The sequence below is a fragment of the Yersinia frederiksenii ATCC 33641 genome (genome assembly GCF_000754805.1).
Lineage (GTDB): Bacteria > Pseudomonadota > Gammaproteobacteria > Enterobacterales > Enterobacteriaceae > Yersinia > Yersinia frederiksenii.
Map to the genome: position 1 here is coordinate 4506208 of NZ_KN150731.1, position 19922 is coordinate 4526129.

Below are 19922 nucleotides of genomic sequence, written 5' to 3' on the forward strand. Positions count from 1 at the left end.
GAGCAAAATGGACCATGACCTAACATCGATATTCACCTACACATTTCATGGTTTATTGCATGGTTTATGCCAAGTTAACGGCAGTGAGTGAAAATGAGGTAAAGCCATTGTTTTATAATGAGTTATTCAAGTTTCATCAGAATGGGAATGAAAGGGAGAACTGTCGGTAGATGTGACGTCGGCAAATTTGACGACGCCACACCGTCACTCAATTAAAGGTGATGAAAACCGCCGTCACCTTGCCAGTCAGGTAATTGCTGATACAGAGTTTCCACCGCCTGCTTGACGACATCGGTCATGGGGAAATAAAACGCCACCAGTGTGGGTTGGATACCGACGAACAGCACCTCGTGGATATCTTCCTTTAGCTGATCGATAAGAAAATTGAGTGGCAAATTATGGGTGCTCATGATGAACATTTCGGCAATCCGCTCTGGATCAATAATACGAATTTCCCCTGGCGACAGTTCCATATCGGCGGCATCGACAATAATGAGCCGTGTCGGTTGTAAAGCACGAATGCGATGGACGACATTCTCGGGGGTTGAACCGCCATCAATCACTTGCCAATCGGCTAATGGTTGCTGGGTCATGCGCTCGGCCAATAGCGGGCCAGCACCATCATCGCCCATCATGCTGTTACCAACCGTTAATACCAAGTTAGTGATTGCGCCTGAATTGAGCGCTCTGTTCTGCATAGTCATGGGCGACGTTTCACCATGAGATAAATTGCTGGTTCCTGTTCAATATCGTACAGGGTTTGTAACAGTTGTTGGCTCCATGGCTGGTGCAACGACTCCGGGTTTTGTGCCAGTGGAGCAAACGCGTGGGCCAGTAATTGGGTATGAGTGCTGTCGATGGTGATTTCACCAAATTTCAGCAAACCGGCCATCTTACGGCGGGCTTCCCCTTCCGGTAACTGGCTAAACCACTGTTCATACTCTGCCAGCGGGCACTCCATAATGGCTTTCAGGCAATCAATCACGCCAACATGGTGACCGATAGCCAGTGAGTAATACATCACTTGCTGCGCCTGCTCGGGCATATCGTCATCACTGTCGAGAAATTTCTGATTCAGGGCATAAAAAATAACTTTAGCGGACATCAATCTGCCCTCCGGCCAGTTGCATCAGGGTGATTTGTTGCAGGTTGGCAAATATTTCACTTAACCGGGGGTCATCTTGCTGATTAAGGTAAATCTGGCAGCGCAGTTCTAACTCCTGCAGGGGCTGATTAGCCAGCAGTGACAAAAAGTTGTCGGTGATTTCTCGCCCCTGACGATAACCGGCCATACGGCGGGCCTCGCGCTCTAATAATACCCTTAGGCTGAGTGGCGCATCAGGGTGAATCAATGCCGCGCGTTCACCGCTAGCTTCCTGATGGTCCTCGCCTTTTAGTTTTTGCTCCAGCAAGCCCAGTGCTACAGCAAAGCCATAAATGGTGGCGGCGGGAGTGGGGGGGCAGCCGGGAATATACACATCAATGGGCACAATGGTGTCACTCCCACCCCAGACACAATATAGGTCGTGGAAGATACCGCCACCGCAGCCACATGCGCCATAAGAGACACAAATTTTGGGGTCCGGTGCGGACTCATAGGCCCGTAGCGCCGGGGTGCGCATGGCGCGAGTCACGGCACCGGTGAACAGCAGAATATCGGCATGGCGTGGTGAAGCCACCACTTTGATACCAAATCGTTCGGTGTCGAATAGTGGTGTAATGGCGGCGAAAATCTCGATTTCACAACCGTTGCAACCACCACAATCCACCCGATAAACATAGGCCGAGCGCCTAATATCCTTCAGCAGTTTGCTTTTTAACTGTGCAACCGCAGGATCAAGGGCGACTGGTTGGCTGACATGGTGGCCCCAAGCCGGTTTTAATGAATGTGGCTGATTCATAGGTTGCTCTCCCCATCCTGGCGTATCGGGTTGTCCACAGAAATATTATTTTTAGGCAATATATTGTTTTTAAGCAGAATATTGTCATTTCCGACAATATTTTCCTTTCGTTTACACTCAGGGCAGGTTTCAAAGTGGGGCCGCTGCTGTTCAATATCCTCAGCATTCATCCCGGAGTGAATCAGCAGCGCCATGACGTAATCCACTTCTTTTTGGGGGGCAAAGGGTTCTTGGCACTGTCGACAATGGGCGAGGGTAAAACTGGCGCGCTGATATAAATCTGCTTTATTGAACACCGCCAACTCAAACTCTTGAGACAACACAATGGCCCGCGTTGGGCAAACTTCCTCACAACGACCACAAAAAATGCAGCGCCCAAGGAAGAGTTGCCACTGGCGTGTACCATTGACGATATCGGTTTCCATCGTCAGCGCGTTGGCAGGGCAAGCCATGGTACAGGCTCCGCAGGCAATGCATTGTTCGGCATCATATTGTGGCTTGCCGCGAAATCCAGAGCTAACCTCAAGTGGCTTGAACGGATATTTCACCGTGGTATCGCCGACTTTCAGGATGGTTTTAAACAGTTTGAACATTCTTCATCCCTCTATTTAAGCGGCGAATGGGTGCGCTCAATGCCATAACGCTCGATCTCTTTGTAGGGCACGGTGACGGATTTCTGCTTGCGCACATCCACCAAAGTCACGCGGTCGGTACAGGAGTAGCAAGGATCGAGGCTACCGATAATCAGTGGCGCGTCGGAAACGGTATTGCCGCGCAGCATATAGCGCAGTACCGGCCAATTGGCGTAAGTTGCTGCCCGGCAGCGCCAGCGGAACAGTTTTTGATTATCACCGGTCATACTCCAGTGGACATCTTCACCGCGCGGCGCCTCTGAGAATCCGAGAGCAAACTTGTATGGCTGATAGTGGACTTTCTCTTCCAGCAGCGGCCCTCCGGGCATGTGGTTCAGACCATATTCAATCATGACTAATGAGTCGAAGAATTCACGCACCCGCACCAGCAGGCGAGAGTGCACATCACAGCCCTCAAGGCTAAACAGCTCTTTAGGAATATTGGCATAGTTGGCATAAGGGTGGTCGTGGCGCATATCACGGGCAAAACCACTGGCACGAATCATTGGACCAACCGGACTGAAATCGCGGGCCACTTTGCGGTCCAACATGCCAACCCCGACAGTGCGTTGCTCAATATTGGCGGTGCTCATCAGCATGTCGACCAGCTCACTGATATCCGCGCGCATCTCAGCCACCAATTGCAGGGTTTTGAGGCGATCGGCTTTCAGGATATCGCGGCGCACTCCGCCAATCAGATTCAGGCCGTAGGTTTTACGCGCGCCGGTGAGCATCTCGGCGATGGTCATGGCTTTCTCGCGTACTCGGAAGAACTGCATAAAGCCGGTATCAAAACCAACAAAGTGGCAGGACAAACCGATATTGAGCAGGTGGCTGTGCAGCCGCTCCACTTCTAGCAAAATGGTGCGGATCATCTGCGCCCGTGGCGGCACGATAATACCTAACGCATTTTCAATGGATGAGGTGTAAGCCACACTGTGGGTGAAGCCACAAATGCCGCAGATACGATCCGAAAGGAAAGTGACATCGTTATAACCCATGCGGGTTTCTGCCAGTTTTTCCATGCCACGATGGACATAAAACAGGCGGTAATCGGCATCGATAATATCTTCGCCATCGACAAATAAGCGGAAGTGGCCTGGCTCATCGGAAGTGATATGCATGGGGCCAATCGGCACCACCCGGCTGCTGCTACCCGCTTCGTTTTCAAACTGATAAGTTTCAGTATCGCTGGTGGGTGTTGGGCGCTGTCGATAATCCATAGTGTCTTTGCGCAGAGGGTAGAGATCATCCGGCCAATCGTCGGGTAGGACTAAACGGCGCTCATCGGGCAGGCCAACCGGCTGTAGGCCATACATATCCCGTACTTCGCGCTCGCCCCAAACCGCGGCCGGGACTCGAGGGGTAACCGATGGGAACTCAGGCCGTTCCGGGCTGATGAGTGCTTTGACTATCACCCAACATTTGTCGCCATAGTGTTTGCCGGTATCAATGCCGTATTGTTCGCGGCCTTCCATCGACAGCACATAATAAATAGCAAAATAGCCATTTAAACTGCGTTCATCATTGCCGAATAGCACCGACAACCAGCCACCTTGCTGGTAATAAAGGTGTTCAACCACATCGGGCAGGCTATTTAACTTGATGGTAATGGTCAGCTGATTATCGGTCTGCCACTCTTCATCGAGGATCGCCGCTGGAAACTGTTCACGCAGGCGAGCCACATAGGCGGCCCCCAGTTTTTCACCGCAGTGTGGCTTCCCTGAAACCGGAATAGCTGAAATAGGCGTTTCGTGAGTCACGTTACATCTCCTGACGAGTCGGGGTGAATGGCAGAGCGGTGTGCGTTTCTGCGACGGAATTAATAGGTTGAGCCGGGGAAATCTCCGGTATGAATGACAGATGCTCCCACGGCAAAATAAACGGTTGATGAATGGCGTCGCGGCTGTGGTCATTGAGGACAATTTGCGCCGCATCAGTCAGTAAGCGGGTTACTGGTGAGGGAATATGGACCCCAAGCAGCAGCATCAACAGTAATAAAATAACCATGGGGGCGGTGGTGAGAATGCCCAGCTCACCTTTGCTGACCGCCGCTGGAGGGGTACCCAGCACAGTGCTGGCTATCATGCGCACCAAACCTGCCAGTACCAGTGTAAGCAGTAATAGCAACACAATGACCAGCGTGATATGCCCAGCTTTAATCGCGGCGACAACCACCATGAATTCACTAATAAACACGTTAAAAGGTGGCATCCCAGCCAGCGCTAGCGCGCCGCCCGCCAGCAATACCGCAGTGAGTGGCGCAACACGAATAATGCCTTTTATCGCTCCCATATCCCTGGTGCCATATTTCAGTAGCACGTTACCGGAACCACAGAACAGTAAGGTTTTTGCCAGACTGTGATTCAGGGTATGGAATAGGGCGGCCAAAACCCCCAGCGGCCCACCAATACCTAGCGCCACGGCGATTAAACCCATGTTTTCGACACTGGAGTAGGCCAGCAAGCGCTTCATATCGCGCTGCGCCAGAATAAAGAATGCGGAGACGGCAACTGACATCATGCCAAATACCAGTAACAGCATTTGCGGGAAATGCGGCCCGATAGCGGCACTGATAATGATGTAATAGCGGATAATCACCAGCAGCGCGCAGTTGAGCAATACAGCGGAAAGTAGAGCACTGGTGGGGCTTGGCGCTTCACTATGGGCATCCGGCAACCAAGAGTGCATCGGGAACAGACCGGTTTTGGTGCCAAAGCCAATCAGAATAAAGACAAAGGCCAGATGCATCAGGCTAGGGTCCAGTTCTTTGGCGTGTTCAGCTACCACCGTCCAGAAAATGGCGCTGCTCGGATCAGCCAGAACATTGGCGGCATTGGCATAGACCAGCACTGTGCCGTATAGCCCGAATGCCACCCCGACAGTACAAATAATAATGTACTTCCAGGCCGCTTCCAGCGACGAGCGCTGACCATATAAACCGACCAAAAAGGCGGAGCTAAGGGTGGTGGCCTCGATGCCGACCCACATCAAAATCAGGTTATTACTGGTGACGACCAGCAGCATGGTGAACAGGAATAGATGGAAAAAGCCATAATAGCTGCACAGCGTACTAACGGTTATTTCGCCATTATTGACTTCATGGCGCATATAGCCGAGGGAATAGAGGCCGGTGATAAAGCCGATAACCCCGAGAATGGCGAGAAACAGGGCACTGAGGCTATCGATATGCAGCCAGTTATGGGCGACCAGAATCTCCCCGCCCAGCGCGACTCGACAGACCACCGTCAAGGCCACCACCAGCAATAAAGTGATGCCGGTAAAATGCACCCAAGTGGTCGCCATTCGTGCCGAACTCCCCAGGAATCGGCAAGCAAATGCCAACAGCGAGGCTATCAGAGGTATCGCCAGCAGTAACAACAGCAGGTCAGTATTGCTCATTTCATTACCCCTTTAGCGCCGTCAGTTGTTTAACATCCAGCGTGTGCAGTGTGCGGTAAATTTTTCGCGCCATTAGCGTCATCACCACCACTGCGAAAATGGCATCGGTAGCAATGCCAATCTCTACCAACTCTGGCGCGCGGAAGGCCAACAGCGCCAACATCAAGTGAGCACCATTTTCCATCAGGCAGTAGCCGAAAATGTTTTTTAGAATATTGCGCTGGGTGACGATACACAGTAGGCCAATCAGGAAATGCCCAAGCGAAACAGCCAGCGCGGGCTTCAGCGCACTGACCATCGGTAACTGCACCGGCTCAACCACGAAGTAGCTCAGTAAGATAATGATGGCAGCGATAAAGATTAGCGTGGCGGTGCCAATGACACCGCCGTTGGCTTTGGGGTCTTCCATCTGACGAAAGGCGCGATACATAATCCACGGTACCAACACCACTTTGGTGATAAAGGCGGTCAGCGACCACAGATACAGTTCATGAGCATGTAATGTTTCCGCCAATACCAGAAAAATCAGCACCAATACCAGCGATTGCAAGGCGTAAAACAGTGCCGATGTGGCGGGCTTTTTAGCAATGATTACCAGCAGCGAGGTAATGATCAGCAGCCCTGCAAGATTGTTGACGACCATGTTGTTGACAAAAAGTGTTCCGGTCATTTTTGACTCCCTTATCCAAGCCAGGCGACGGCAATAAAGCTTGAGCACACTGACATAATCACCAGAATGACCAGTACACCCTGCATCGCCAATGGCAGTGGTTTGGCACTGGCGACCTCTTCTGAAGGTTTACCGGGTACGGTTTTTCCGAACCAGTACAGGAACCAGCCGAAGCTGGCCACCGACTCAATCAGTGCCAGCACCAGTAGGGGTATCAGCAGCCAATGTTCATGAGAGAGTGAGAAGCCCGCGGCGAAAATAGGGAATTTGCTAAAGAAGCCATTGAATGGTGGCACCCCGGTAATGGCCAGCGCAGCGACGCAGAACCCCACCCCCAAGAGTGGCATTTTCCCCATGATGCCTTTGAGTTTGGGTAGCATGCGGGTACCGCAGCTGTAACTCAGGGCACCCGCGACCAAGAAGAACAGACTCTTGGCGAATGCATGGTTGAAGATGTAGGCAATGCCGCCATCAAAGGCCAATTTCGAACCATAGATAGCCAAAGAGAGTGCAAAGAAAATGTAGGACAGTTGGGTGATGGTGGAGTAGGCCAATAGCCGCTTCATATCTTTTTGCGGCAGATACATAAAGAAGCCATAAATCAGAGTGATAACTGCCATCACCATACCCACAGTGCCAATAATCTGTGGCACGTCACCGGCAGAGTAAATGGCGCGAGCAAAGATATAGACACCGACCTTAACCATTGACGCGGCGTGCAGATAAGAACTGACCGGCGTGGGTGCCTCCATCGCGTCTGGCAACCAAATATGCAACGGTAACTGGGCCGATTTCCCCCAGGCTGCAAACAAGATGCCGCCAAACACGATGATTTTGGTGGTGTGGTCCAGTTGCGCCAGTGCCGTCAGGGCAAAAGTACCGGTATTCACCAGCAGTACCGCCGCGGCTAAATACAGACCGATGGCGGCAACATGGGTGACCAGCAAGGCTTTGAGTGCTGAGCGCAGTGATTTTTGGCTCTGGTAATAACCAATCAATCCCCACGAGCAGCCGCCAGTGATTTCGAAGAAGAATAACTGACCCAGCAGAGTGGATGACAATACCAGCCCGGCCATTGCGCCGATGAATACTAGTAACAATGCATAGTAGCGGTTAGTACCTTCGTGCGGATGTTCGCGGTTCTCTAGGGTCAGATAGCCGGTGGAATAGAGGCTAACCAACAAGCCGAGGAATACCACGGCGAAAGCAATCAAGGTACTGATTCGGTCGATGGTGATACCGAACAGCGCCATATCACCGTAATGAATTAGACCAACCGTGACGTCAATCTTTCCGCCAGTGAGATAGACATAAGCCAGTAGCACAGTACCCAAGGTTGCCAGCAGCGCAAAGAAGGTACAGGACCACTTCGCCATACGCTGCGGTAAACAGGCCGTCAGGATAGCACCCGCAAACGGGAGCAATGTGGTGGCAAGGGCTGTGTTTACAAGGACTGTATTCATAAGAGCCAGGTTCTCCATGATGGGGTTATTAGCTCCTTAAAGACCAGTGAGATAGAAAACCAGAGCAAGGGCGGCGACGCCAAACCCCAGCCAGGTAACACGAGAGGTCAACAGGAAGCGCCCACGGGCGATGCTGTTTTCCACCAAGGAGGCGAGGACAAATATCACCACCAATTTGATAACACTGGCCAATAGCGCCCATAGCAGACCCGGCCCACTGAGCACCGCCAGTTTGCCGAAGGGAATAAACACGCCAAGGAACAGTTGCGCCACCACCACTTGCTTTAGGCTAATGCCCCATTTGACTAACCCCAGTGAGGCGCCAGAATATTCAGTCAGTGGCCCTTCTTGCAGCTCTTGCTCCGCCTCGGCAACATCGAATGGGATTTTGCCCATCTCGATAAAGACCGCGAACCCACAGGCCAGCAGCGCCAGAGCGGTAGCAGTCGGCGACTGCCAGTGCCCTTGGGACAGCGCGATACTGATGGTGCCGATATTGGTGGAGCCGGCAATCAGCCCGACCACCAGCAGTGACAGAATTAATGTCGGCTCGACCAACACGCCGAGTGTCAACTCGCGGCTGGCACCTATCCCGGCGAAAATACTGCCGCTATCCAGACCCGCCAGTGAGAAGAAGAAGCGGAACAGCGCAAACAGATAGAGCAGGGCTATCAAGTCACCTGCCACGCCAAAGGGGGATTCCAGCGTGAAAATCGGCAGCGCCATGGCAATCAACAGCATGCTACCTAACAACACATAGGGCATCAGGCGGAAGATAATCCCGGCATTGGCCGGGGCCACATCTTGCCGCTTTAGCAGCTTGGCTAAGTCACGATACTCTTGCAGAATGCCCGGCCCACGGCGCGAGTGCATTCTGGCTTTCACCATGCGCGAAATCCCCGACATCAGCGGTGCTAGCGCCAGCATGATCAGCGCTTGCCCGATGGCAAAAGCAATCATAGAGACCGCAGGCATATCAGTAGTTGGCATTGCTTGTCTCCTCAAATAGCCGCGACAATCAGCAGGATCACCAATGCGGCGACCACATACAGACAGTAGAGGCGGAAATCACCCTGTTGCAGCCATTGAATTCGCTGACTGAGCCATTGGATCAGGCGGATAATCGGGGCCACCACTTTGTCGTCCCATACCGGCTCCACGCGGCCTGCGCTGCTCACTGAGCTCTCTAGTGCGCGTTGCATCATCGGGGCGGGGTCCAGTGTTTTACGGATGCGATAGAGCGGAGCAAACATCATCCGCAGTGGTTGTGTAAAACCGCCCGCTGAAACTGTCATGGCTTGTTCATAGGCGTAACCGCAAGCCCAGGGATCGCCACCATGGCGAAACGCCAGCCGGCTGCCTCGATACAGGCTGGCGACCAGTAAAATCACCAGAGGCAAGATGAGTAAGCCGCAGAAAATATAGAGGGTGGACAGCATGGCCTGAGAGCTGTGTTGCGGGAACAATACGGCCCCTTGCGCCACCTGCAAGGCGGGCACTGGCGCAGTGGTTATCAGGCTGGTGGCGATACGGGCAATGACTGGAGCAACATGAGTTGCACCTATCCCTAATGTCAGGCAGAGCAATGCCAGCAACAGCATGGCAACGGTCATTGGCCAAGGGACTTCCCGTGCCAGAGCGGCTTTTTCTGTGCGGGGCAGGCCACAGAAACTGATGCCGTAAACTTTCACAAAGCACATGGCGGCTAGCGCACCGGTGATGGCCAGCATCACGATGGCAATCGGCCCGGCCAGACGAATGATAAAGTTGCCGTCTTTGGTCATGGTAAACAGTGATTGGTACGTGAACCATTCACTGACAAAACCATTGAAAGGCGGCAGAGCTGAAATCGCCATACATCCCACCAGAAATGCCAGTGCGGTATAAGGCATCATTCTGGCCAGCCCGCCCATCTTTTCCATGTCTTTAGTATGCAGGCGGTAAATGACGGCCCCGGCCCCCAAGAACAGCAGCCCTTTGAATATCGCATGGTTAAGCAGATGATACAGAGCCCCGAGCAGGCCAAGGGCTGCTAATACTGGCTGGTGGCTGGCAATACCTATCATGCCGACACCGACGCCCATCAAGATAATGCCGATATTTTCAACGGTGTGATAAGCCAGCAGTCGTTTGATATCGTGCTCGGCCAGCGCATATAGCACGCCGAGCACCGACGACACAGCACCAAACCCCAGCACCACCACGCCCCACCACAATTGGCTGGCACCGAGCAAATCAATGCCCACTTTGATAATGCCGAAAATACCAATTTTGACCATGACGCCAGACATCAGGGCTGAAGCATGAGACGGGGCCGCAGGGTGGGCGCGCGGTAGCCAGCCGTGCAGCGGCAGCATCCCGGCTTTGGCACCGAAGCCAAAGAAGGCCAGCAAGAAGATAATCGAGGCCATGAGCGGCTGCGGATGGGTTTGGCGGAAAGCCGCAAACTCCAGACTGCCGCTTTGGCGATACAGTAGGAAGAATGCAATCATAATCAGCACCGAACCGGCGTGGGCAATCAAGAAGTAAAGCAGGCCAGCACTGATGGCATCGTCGTCCTGATCGGAGATCACCAGGAAGTAAGAGGCCAACGACATCATTTCGAAGAAAATAATAAAGTAGAATGCGTTATCCACCACCACCAATGCCACCATTGAGGCGATGAATAGGTTCATAAACACACCCATTGCCCAAGCCCCACGACCTTTGTATTCCTGCACATAAGCCAGTGAATACAGAGCGGTTATGACGACCAATAGTGAGATAACCATCAGCATAAATGCTGCCAATGGATCAAGACGTAAACTGAATGCCGCGAAAGGGAATGGCCCGGCAGTGACAAAGGTTATAACGTCGCCTCCAAGCAGTGTGGGGGCAGCAGCCAATAGGCCAGCAACCCCGCCCAGTAGTGAAGCCAGCCCAGCGGCATAGATTGCCAGCGTTTCGCGCCGTGCTAGCAGCAAGGAGAGTAGTGCGCCAGCCAGATAGAGCAGTAAGGAGAGCCACAATAGCTCAAGGGAATTCATCATCTTTTCTGCTCCTCGTGAGAGAGGGGGGATGAGGTGTCCACGACCATAAAGGGCAGGTCGTTGGCAAACCCACTGGCTGCAGCCAGACGTTTAGCTTGATTGGCCTGTTCAATACTGTGCTCATCAACCAGCATCAAGGCGTTAGTCGGACAGACCCGCACACACTCCGGCCCTTGTGGTTGGAAGCTACATAAATCACATTTCACCGCGACAGTGCGCACTCCGGCATTCCAGGCAAGGAACGGGTTCATATTGGCCGGACTGAAGGGAACATCGGACAGTTCAGTCATCGAAATATATTCAGGAAAAGTTTCCGGCACCGCTAATGGCTTGCTACCCGCAGGGGTAATCGCGCCAAATGGACAAGCCAGGCCACAGAGTTTGCAACCGATGCAGGTGGTTTCATCCAATTCGACCGCGTTATTGGTCAGGGTGATGGCATTGACTGGGCAAACCCGTGCGCACCATGCATCTTCACAGTGGCGACAAAGAATGGGGGCCGTCACTCTGCTGTTACGCATAACGCTCAATCTGGGATGCTCTTGTAAACCTTTGGCTTTATGCACTTGGCTGCAAGCAGCCATGCAGGTATTGCATCCAATACAAAGCCTCGGTTCCGCAATCACAAAGCGGTTCATGGCCATACCCTCCGGGACAAAAATCTGGTGACAGTCAGGCAGATAGAAATCATTTCCCAGCTCTAAAGCATATTCTGTGCCAGTACCGCAGTTACCGAGGCGAAAGAGTGGTGAAGGCCCGCCAGCCGTGCATTAGAGAATCCGCGGATAGTGCGGTGAGATTTAAAAGGCAGCAAAAACAGAGTGGTTGGCATGGTTAAGTGTCGACATTAGTGACGAAATCCCGCCGCGTTACTGACACTTCGACAGTGATTTTTCATCGCTGGAGTTCGTTACGGATGATTTTAAATTAATAATGTTATTTATCAATTGATTAAGTTGAATATCTCATAAGTAAAACACACGGGATTGCTGGCACTATCTTTGCATTGTTTTTACCAGAGATATCAACACAGGAATCACAGTCATGCATGAGATTACCTTGTGCCAAAACGCGATTGCCATGATGGAGCAGCAAGCTCGGTTACATGGCGCGCAGAGAATTACCGGAGTTTGGTTAGAAACCGGGGCATTTTCTTGTGTCGAACCGCAAGCATTGGCGTTCTGTTTTGAGTTAGTGTGCCGTGGCACGCTAGCAGAGGGGTGCGTTTTGCATCTTAGTCAACAGCAGTCGCAGGTGTGGTGCCATGACTGCCAACAGAATGTGAACTTACTGAGCAATAAAGTGACGCGCTGCCCACAGTGTGCTGGGAGTCATTTGCGCATGGGGGAAAATGATGACGGCGTGATGATTAAACGGCTGGAGGTGGAATGAATTTATTAACATTATGCCCAAATGTGGCAGGAGTCAGACTATGTGCATAGGCATTCCTGGGAAAATTGTGGCGCTGGATGAGACTCAGCCGGGTACTGCTTGGGTGGATGTCTGTGGTGTGCGGCGTTCAGTCAATATTATGCTGGTGGCGGCAGATGAGTCGAGTAGCTCAGCCTTAATCGGCCATTGGGTTTTGGTTCATGTAGGATTTGCCATGAGTCGGCTGGATGAAGATGAGGCACTGGAAACATTACAGTTATTACAGGCGATGGGCGAAGTTGAAACTGATGTGAGGAGTTTTTTGGGGCAACGGGGATAAGTCGTTTGGGGCATTATTTCGGTTGATATTGGGCTCGTGCTCGATGCAAATACAGTGTCTCAACCGAGTAACAGGGCTGGCAGCCCTCTTGCCTGCCCACTCAGGTCGTAATCTTTGTTGGTAATATCCTGATTGCGCCTAACGTCAAGAGCAAAACTACGGACTTTTCTGTTTCTCTTCTGCCAGCCGGTGTTCCAGTTCGACCAGTTGTTCTGGTGAAACGGCTGGATAGCCCTGTGCATCATCGGGGATGACGTGGATTGCCGGAATAGGGATTAATGGCCCAAGGAAGCGAGGTTCACGTTTCAAAATATAGAGGTCAGTAAGTGCGCCGAGGCGGGCAAAAATCTCGCGTACCCGGACATTGAGCATATCTTTCGGTGATGGCACGGCAAAACACTGTGCTTGAATCCCCATATGTAAGGCAATAAACAGCGCCCGTTCACAATGAAAACGCTGAGTAATGATAATAAAATCATTAGTATCAAAGACTTTTCGGGTGCGAACAATGGAGTCGAGGGTACGGAAACCGGCGTAATCCAGTACGATATCAGAGGGAGCGACTCCAGCAGCTATCAAATCACGCCGCATGGTCATCGGCTCATTGTAACTTTGCAGGGCATTATCGCCACTGAGCAGTAAATAACTGACTTTGCCACTGTTATAAGCGTTTATCGCGCCCTGGATGCGATATTGATAAAACTGATTAATACCACCAGTGCGATAATATTTGGCAGTACCTAGAACCACACCAACCTGCCGGTGGGGCAAACCTTGTAGCTCATCATAGATGAAAGGAGCAGTTTTCCAGCTAATCCAGCGATCGAGCGCAATAGCTGTCACCATCAGCAACCCCGCGATGATAATTAAGCTAATAATCAGGCGTTTCCACATTCTTAGGCCTTCGATGCATTCAATTCACTGTGATATTTGCAAGGCTACTGTACCTGTCGTTGCTGCGCAAGCCCTTCTACCCTTCGTCCTTGACGCTACAGCGGCGTTAGCTGCACTCACTCACCCAAATCACTGACTGAGGTCAGCTCATCGGGATGAGTTTGCTGGCTGCCTTGCTGCAACGCCAATGACTTTGGGTTATTTTTCTGCTCCTTGACGCTACAGCGGCGTTAGCTGCATTCACTCACCCGAATCACTGACTGAGATCAGCTCATCGGGATGAGTTTGCTGGCTGCCTTGATGCAACGCCAATGACTTTGGGTTATTTTTCTGCTCCTTGACGCTACAGCGGTGTTAGCTGCACTCACTCACCCGAATCACTGACTGAGGTAAGCTCATCGGGATGAGTTTGCTGGCTGCCTTGCTGTAATGCCAATGACTTTGGGGATTATCTCTTGAGTTATAAGTGTTTGAGAGACTGACTGATAGATTATCCGGCCCATATCTAAGTACGAGCCGGATAATATTTAGAACGAAGTGCGTTTATAGCTGCGGTATTGTGGCTGCCAATAGTTATGTTCGATGGCTTTTGCCAAGGCCTCTTCAGAAGTCACAATAGCTACCCCTTGCAACTGGGCGGCTTTACCTACCTGCATGGCGATACTCTTCGATACAGCTTGAATATCGTCGATATTCGGCAACAGCGCACCTTCACCGTTCCGTGCCAACGGTGAACATTCTGCTAATGCACGACTAGCTGCCATCAACATACCGTCAGTGACGCGCTTGGCTCCTGATGCCAACACACCCAAACCAATACCTGGGAAGATATACGAGTTATTGCATTGAGCTATTGGGTAGATTCTGTCTTTATAATTGACAGGTGGGAATGGGCTGCCGGTGGCAACCAGAGCTGCGCCTTCTGTCCAGTTGATAATATCTTCTGGCCGCGCTTCAACGCGTGATGTCGGGTTAGACAATGGCATCACGATAGGGCGCGCGCAGTGTTTATGCATTTCACGAATCAATTCTTCGGTAAACAACCCCGGCTGACCAGAAACACCAATGAGAACAGTAGGCTTGGCATTACGGACTACATCTAGTAGAGAGATAGCATCACTCGCCAGATTCCAGCTTTGCAGTGCATCACTTTTTTGCACCAATTTACTCTGGAAATCCAATAAATTAGGCAGTTTGTCAGTTAACAAGCCGAAGCGGTCGACCATAAAGACTCGTGCCCGCGCTTGCTCTTCACTCAGACCTTCCGAAATCATTTGCGCGATAATTTGTTCTGCAATACCGCAACCGGCTGATCCAGCACCGAGGAACGTCACTGTCTGGTCGCGCAACTGGCTACCTGCAGCATGGCTGGCCGCAATCAGGCTACCGAGAGTCACTGCTGCCGTTCCCTGAATATCATCATTAAAACAGCACAGCTCTTCGCGATAGCGGTTCAGCAGTGGGGTTGCGTTATTCTGAGCAAAGTCTTCAAATTGCAACAACACATTGGGCCAACGACGTTTCACAGCCTGAATGAATTCATCAACAAAAGCATAGTATTCGTCGCCTGAAATACGCGGGTGACGCCAGCCCATATACAGCGGGTCATTGAGCCGCTGCGGGTTATTGGTGCCAACATCCAATACCACCGGTAAAGTATAAGCTGGGCTGATACCACCGCACGCGGTATACAGAGACAGTTTACCAATGGGGATCCCCATGCCCCCTATACCCTGGTCACCAAGACCGAGAATGCGCTCACCGTCAGTCACAACAATAACTTTCACGTTCTGTTTGGTGGCATTTTGTAGCATGTCATCAATGTGTTCGCGGTTCGGATAAGAGATAAATAACCCGCGTGCCCGGCGATAAATATCGGAGAAATGCTCGCAAGCTTCACCCACTGTTGGCGTGTAAATAATAGGCATCATCTCACTGAGATGGGCATCCAGTAGGCGGTAAAACAGAGTCTCGTTGGTATCTTGAATATTACGCAGATAAATATGCTTATCGTCGTCGTTTTTGAAATCCTGATACTGGCGGTAAGCACGCTCAGCCTGTTCTTCGATGGTTTCAACCGCTTCTGGTAATAAACCGTGTAAATTGAAGTGGCTGCGCTCAGCATTCGTGAAGGCGCTGCCTTTGTTCAACAGCGGGAATTCTAATAGGATGGGGCCAGCGTAGGGGATGTACAGAGGGCGCTTACTTTCGTATTCAAGTTCCATGAGTTTCACTCTTAAACGTTATCAAGTCGTTGCCCCGATCCTAAAAGATAAGAAAGATATGTACAGCTTTTGTTAGTTAAATATGTCGGTTACCGGCAAAAGTGCGAGTTAACTTGCAGATTTGGCTGCTTATTTGCTGGATGCGGACTGATTGACGGTCAACTCCATTCGCTGACCATGTGAGACTTTCAATATGTTGCCATCGGGATCGGCAAAATAGCACGATGGCAAAAGGGCGGCAGTGGTCGGTTATCTACACCACCTCCATTCCCTTTTGTGCAGGTATGGCATGGGCGCAATGAGGGTAAAAGTGGCTACTGCTGGTTACGTTGACAAATCAGTGATAGTGCAAGGCAATAACCGGGGCTAATTATGTCACCCCGGTTGGGGGCGATTTAATTAAAATGTCACTCGTTTTACATCTGTGCAGCCCAGTGCCGCCAGTGTTGACTGGGTTGCATCCCATTGAGTCAGCATAGGTTTACGGCCTTCAACCAGTACTGCGCGGCGGATAGCACCGCAATCTTTGCCAGAAAGATTGGCCAGAATCAATGCTGCTTGTAGCGGTGGGAGGCTTGGATTAAATGCCGCATTCTCGGCATAGCGACCGGTATACAGCGAACCGTCAGCCGCTTCTAGCGCCACACCGCTGTGAGACTGGCTGTATGGGGCATGGCTATGGTTTGCACCATCCAGTGCAGCTTGAGTCAGGGCATCGGTCTGGGCCACTTTATAGCCGTGGTCAACCGGGTCCATCAGCAAAGTGGTGATAGCCAAATCTTTCGGGCCGAAAGAGTCAGGTAGATATTGCCCCAGTGTTGATGCTGGGCGGCCCGGCAGATGAATATGCAGGCCAGTTCCGCTGTTCAGTTCATTCATAAACTGACGGCAATGGCCGCACGGTGTGTAATTGACGGTAATAGAGACCAAACTGGCCTCACCACGTAGCCAGGCATGTGTCACAGCACACTGCTCGGCATGAATAGTTTGTTGCAGCGCTACGCCACCAAATTCCATATTGGCACCGAAATAGAGATTACCGCTGATACCCCGAGCAATGGCCCCAACCATAAAATGGGACACCGGTGTTAATGCGCAAGCTGCGGCCAATGGCAACAACGCAAATGCCAGCGCATCGTCATCTAACCCACTGATGCTTTTCACTGTTTTCACTTGTTCTGCTGTCAGCATGGCAGCGAAATCGTTTGCGCTCAAAATCGGTTCAAGTGCGGTTTGCAGTGAGGTGGGCAACTGAGCCCAAGGGGCGTGAAAACGTGCTTGCATAGGGTTCTCTCCAATAGTAACGGGATACTATTCTAGGCAGCTTAATGCTTTCTTGGTGTGATGAAGATCTCGTTATATATGAAATTTATGCAAGTAAAATCCCAAATGAGAGATGTATCTCAAATTTATACCCCTGTGTCGGTGATTTTAGCCAAACAAATGCAACAGTACCGGGAACAGGAATGGGGCCAGCAGCGAGGTAATAATCCCACAGATGACCAGTGCCAGCGAGCTGAATGCGCCTTCCTGAAAGTCCAGTTCCGCACAGCGGGCAGTGCCAAGGGCATGCGAAGCGGTACCCATTGCCAAGCCGCGTGCGGCTTTGGTGTTGATTTTTAATATATTCAACAAGCTGTGGCCAAATACCGCCCCCAGAATACCGACAAAAATAACACATACTGCACTGATGGCTGGCAAACCATTAATGGATTCGGCAACCGCCATAGCAATAGGGGTGGTGACGGATTTAGGTAATACCGAGGCGGCAATCTCTGGGGTTGCTCCCATCCATAGGGCCACCGCGGTACCGGAGACCATCGCGGTAATACTACCAATAAAACAGATGCTTATGATCGATTTCCAGCGAGCGCGAATTTGGTGTATCTGCTCGTACAGCGGGAAAGCTAATGCCACCACCGCCGGTTGCAGCAGATCATTGAGTATTTTGCTGCCGGCAAAATAGTGGGCATAGGGCATATGCGTAACCAGCAGCAATGGGATGATAACAACCATTGATATCAATAGTGGGTTAAGCAGCGGCATTTTCAGCCAGCGAGCTAGGCGGCGCGCGCTGAAAAACACGATTAATGTCAGTGGCAGTGACCACCATAAGTTGCTAATCATTTGTCCTCCTCGGTATGGGTCGGAGAACCAATCACTTTGCGTTCACGATGGACATATTGTGAGCTATAAGCCACCACCAGCATCACAATCAAGGTACTGACAAAGCAGGAGACGACGATCGGGCCGAATTGTTTGGTCAGTTGGTCGTAATATTGCATCACACCGACACCGATTGGAACAAACAGCAGGGCCATATAGCGGATCAGCAGGTGGCAACCGGGTTTTACCCATGTTGACGGCAAAATCTGTGAGGCGAGTAGGGCAAACAGAATCAGCATGCCGATAATGCTGCCTGGAATGGTGATAGGCAGCAGCAGGGCGATGGCTTTACCTGCCCATAAACACAGATAGATAATGGCGAAAGCTCGCAGGTACTGCCAGCAAAGTGAAGTCACGTTGCGCATAAGAAAGATCCTGAGTGACGGAATGCATTCATCATACAATTAACTGTGGTTATGTGCTAGCAATCACATTATGAATAATTTTAATGGAAATATGCCAATCATCACTCGCTCTTGTGGCCCTAAGCCAGATCAGAGCGACTACATTTGGCTGCACTCTCTTGCTTTTTAGCCAACTGGTAACCGCGATAGAAAAATATCAGCCCTAGAAGAGCGGCGATAATTAGCATATAGAACATCATCTGTGGTGCTGCATAAGCGAGTAAGAAACCACAGAGCACCGGGTTAGCGGCACCTCCTAACTGGCCGAGGTTTTGTACCCCATAATAACTGCCTTTGAGATTTGCAGGAGCAATAAAATCGATAAACATGTATTCGACCGGGATAACAATAATTTCGCCCAATGAGAATATTGCCATTGCCAGCATCCATAGTGGAATTGAGTCCTGAGCCGCCATAAACCCGAACAAGCCAATAATGAAGAACAAGGTGCCCAGCACCAGCCAGCGCATTAAGTTTTGCTGATTCATACGTCGGCTTAATAAGTATTGCAGGGTAATCACAATAGTCGCATTCACGGTCATCACCGCGCCAATCACCTGATAGGCAAATTTAGCATCGGAAACCGTAATCAAATATTGGGATAAATAACCAGAGAACTGGCCAAAGACAATGGCGCTGAGCATGCTGCCGAGAGTGAAGTAAATCAATCGCTTATCATGACGCAGTATACGGAATGTTTGGCGAAAATCAGGCACGGGCTCCGCGGGGGTCCGTTCAGCGACCGACATGTCAGTGCTGTCTATTCTAAATTTCAATACGATAACCACCGACAATGCCAGTAGGCCCGAAATAATAAACGGTGCTTGCGGGCCGATGCCCACCACCAATACCCCCAACGCTGGGCCGATCGCCCAACCGACATTGACCAGGGTGTAGTTAGCTGAAAAGGCTCTGATTCGCTCATTGACTGGCAACCAATCGGCAAAACAAGCTTTAATCGCGATGCTGTAAACTGAATATGCCGAGTGCAGCAGGGCCAGAATCAGGATGATCCAGGCTGGGTGCTCAATCCATGGCAGGGTAAAAAAGGTCACCGAAAATAGCCCGACAGCCAGCAGAATCAACTGTTTTCTATTAAAATTATCGACCAGATAGCCGCCATAAAGGCTGGTGAAAATACCCAGTGTCAAACTGGCCCCCAATACCAACCCAACCTTATCTGGTGCTAGCTGGAAATGCTCTGCCAGATAGATAGTGATAAAGGGCAGGGTGACGGCTCGCCCTATGGTCAAGACCAGCGACGCAATTAGCAGGTTGGTAACACGCGATGGAAAACCTTTCATGGTATTTTCTTATTTTGATTATTGGGCATACATGCTTTTTTTCAATCAAAAGAATGACTCACGTAGCATGACGACAAGGCGGCTCAGCCAATTACAGTAGACTATTACGATGAGAAAGAGA

The 19922-nt window shown here is 51.1% G+C and carries 19 protein-coding genes; 2 read left to right on the forward strand and 17 right to left on the reverse strand.

Annotated features, from left to right (window positions below; all coding sequences use genetic code 11):
* Positions 1 to 212 precede the first annotated feature (212 nt).
* Genes hycI through DJ58_RS01985 form a run of 11 tightly spaced genes read right to left on the reverse strand, consistent with a single transcriptional unit; the run spans position 213 to position 11735 of the window.
* Entirely contained in the window at positions 213 to 698 is a 486-nt protein-coding gene (gene hycI, locus DJ58_RS02035) for a hydrogenase maturation peptidase HycI (protein WP_004709171.1), read from the reverse strand.
* A 2-nt stretch (positions 699 to 700) separates the two neighbouring features.
* Positions 701 to 1105: a formate hydrogenlyase maturation HycH family protein gene (locus DJ58_RS02030; protein WP_032911048.1), complete on the reverse strand. Its 405-nt coding sequence runs from the start codon at positions 1103 to 1105 to the stop codon at positions 701 to 703.
* Positions 1095 to 1901 (reverse strand): NADH-quinone oxidoreductase subunit B family protein, encoded by an 807-nt coding sequence (locus DJ58_RS02025; protein ID WP_032911049.1) that lies wholly within the window; start codon positions 1899 to 1901, stop codon positions 1095 to 1097. Before DJ58_RS02025 ends, DJ58_RS02030 begins: the two co-directional genes overlap by 11 nt.
* Positions 1898 to 2494 (reverse strand): hydrogenase 4 subunit H, encoded by a 597-nt coding sequence (gene hyfH, locus DJ58_RS02020; RefSeq protein WP_004709175.1) that lies wholly within the window; start codon positions 2492 to 2494, stop codon positions 1898 to 1900. Before hyfH ends, DJ58_RS02025 begins: the two co-directional genes overlap by 4 nt.
* A gap of 11 nt (positions 2495 to 2505) precedes the next feature.
* On the reverse strand, positions 2506 to 4296 hold the full coding sequence (locus DJ58_RS02015; protein ID WP_004709176.1) for a hydrogenase large subunit: 1791 nt from the start codon (positions 4294 to 4296) through the stop codon (positions 2506 to 2508).
* Position 4297: 1 nt separating this feature from the next.
* Positions 4298 to 5935, reverse strand: coding sequence for a hydrogenase 4 subunit F (locus tag DJ58_RS02010; protein ID WP_004709177.1), 1638 nt, complete (start codon positions 5933 to 5935; stop codon positions 4298 to 4300).
* A gap of 4 nt (positions 5936 to 5939) precedes the next feature.
* Positions 5940 to 6605 carry a hydrogenase 4 membrane subunit gene (gene hyfE, locus DJ58_RS02005; protein ID WP_032911050.1) on the reverse strand — a complete coding sequence of 222 codons (666 nt, stop codon included), beginning with the start codon at positions 6603 to 6605 and terminating at the stop codon, positions 5940 to 5942.
* Positions 6606 to 6616: 11 nt separating this feature from the next.
* Entirely contained in the window at positions 6617 to 8086 is a 1470-nt protein-coding gene (locus DJ58_RS02000; RefSeq protein WP_032911051.1) for a hydrogenase 4 subunit D, read from the reverse strand.
* Between the two features lie 18 nt (positions 8087 to 8104).
* Entirely contained in the window at positions 8105 to 9058 is a 954-nt protein-coding gene (locus tag DJ58_RS01995) for a respiratory chain complex I subunit 1 family protein (protein WP_004709183.1), read from the reverse strand.
* Between the two features lie 11 nt (positions 9059 to 9069).
* On the reverse strand, positions 9070 to 11097 hold the full coding sequence (gene hyfB / locus DJ58_RS01990) for a hydrogenase 4 subunit B (RefSeq protein WP_080544632.1): 2028 nt from the start codon (positions 11095 to 11097) through the stop codon (positions 9070 to 9072).
* Entirely contained in the window at positions 11094 to 11735 is a 642-nt protein-coding gene (locus DJ58_RS01985) for a 4Fe-4S dicluster domain-containing protein (protein ID WP_032911052.1), read from the reverse strand. Before DJ58_RS01985 ends, hyfB begins: the two co-directional genes overlap by 4 nt.
* Positions 11736 to 12141: 406 nt before the next feature.
* Between DJ58_RS01985 and hypA the strand changes: the two genes are divergently transcribed.
* Both hypA and DJ58_RS01975 read left to right on the forward strand, forming a co-directional pair.
* Positions 12142 to 12489 (forward strand): hydrogenase maturation nickel metallochaperone HypA, encoded by a 348-nt coding sequence (gene hypA / locus DJ58_RS01980; RefSeq protein WP_004709189.1) that lies wholly within the window; start codon positions 12142 to 12144, stop codon positions 12487 to 12489.
* Between the two features lie 40 nt (positions 12490 to 12529).
* The gene (locus DJ58_RS01975) at positions 12530 to 12808 is read left to right on the forward strand and encodes a HypC/HybG/HupF family hydrogenase formation chaperone (RefSeq protein ID WP_032911054.1); all 279 of its coding nucleotides are present in this window, start codon (positions 12530 to 12532) and stop codon (positions 12806 to 12808) included.
* A gap of 156 nt (positions 12809 to 12964) precedes the next feature.
* Here DJ58_RS01975 and sanA read toward each other — a convergent pair whose 3' ends face one another.
* From sanA to DJ58_RS01945, 6 genes are all read right to left on the reverse strand, one after another.
* The gene (gene sanA / locus DJ58_RS01970) at positions 12965 to 13702 is read right to left on the reverse strand and encodes an outer membrane permeability protein SanA (protein WP_004709193.1); all 738 of its coding nucleotides are present in this window, start codon (positions 13700 to 13702) and stop codon (positions 12965 to 12967) included.
* 527 nt (positions 13703 to 14229) lie between these two features.
* A complete protein-coding gene (locus DJ58_RS01965) occupies positions 14230 to 15927 on the reverse strand; it encodes an NAD-dependent malic enzyme (RefSeq protein WP_004712741.1) in 1698 nt (565 codons plus the stop codon).
* A 399-nt stretch (positions 15928 to 16326) separates the two neighbouring features.
* Positions 16327 to 17211, reverse strand: a complete 885-nt coding sequence (gene cdd, locus DJ58_RS01960) for a cytidine deaminase (protein WP_004712742.1) — start codon at positions 17209 to 17211, stop codon at positions 16327 to 16329.
* Positions 17212 to 17358: 147 nt separating this feature from the next.
* On the reverse strand, positions 17359 to 18054 hold the full coding sequence (locus tag DJ58_RS01955) for a CidB/LrgB family autolysis modulator (RefSeq protein WP_032913280.1): 696 nt from the start codon (positions 18052 to 18054) through the stop codon (positions 17359 to 17361).
* Complete coding sequence (locus DJ58_RS01950; protein ID WP_032911580.1) at positions 18051 to 18458, reverse strand: CidA/LrgA family protein; 408 nt, start codon at positions 18456 to 18458, stop codon at positions 18051 to 18053. Before DJ58_RS01950 ends, DJ58_RS01955 begins: the two co-directional genes overlap by 4 nt.
* A 119-nt stretch (positions 18459 to 18577) precedes the next feature.
* Positions 18578 to 19801 (reverse strand): MFS transporter, encoded by a 1224-nt coding sequence (locus tag DJ58_RS01945; protein WP_004711050.1) that lies wholly within the window; start codon positions 19799 to 19801, stop codon positions 18578 to 18580.
* Between the last annotated feature and the right edge of the window lie 121 nt (positions 19802 to 19922).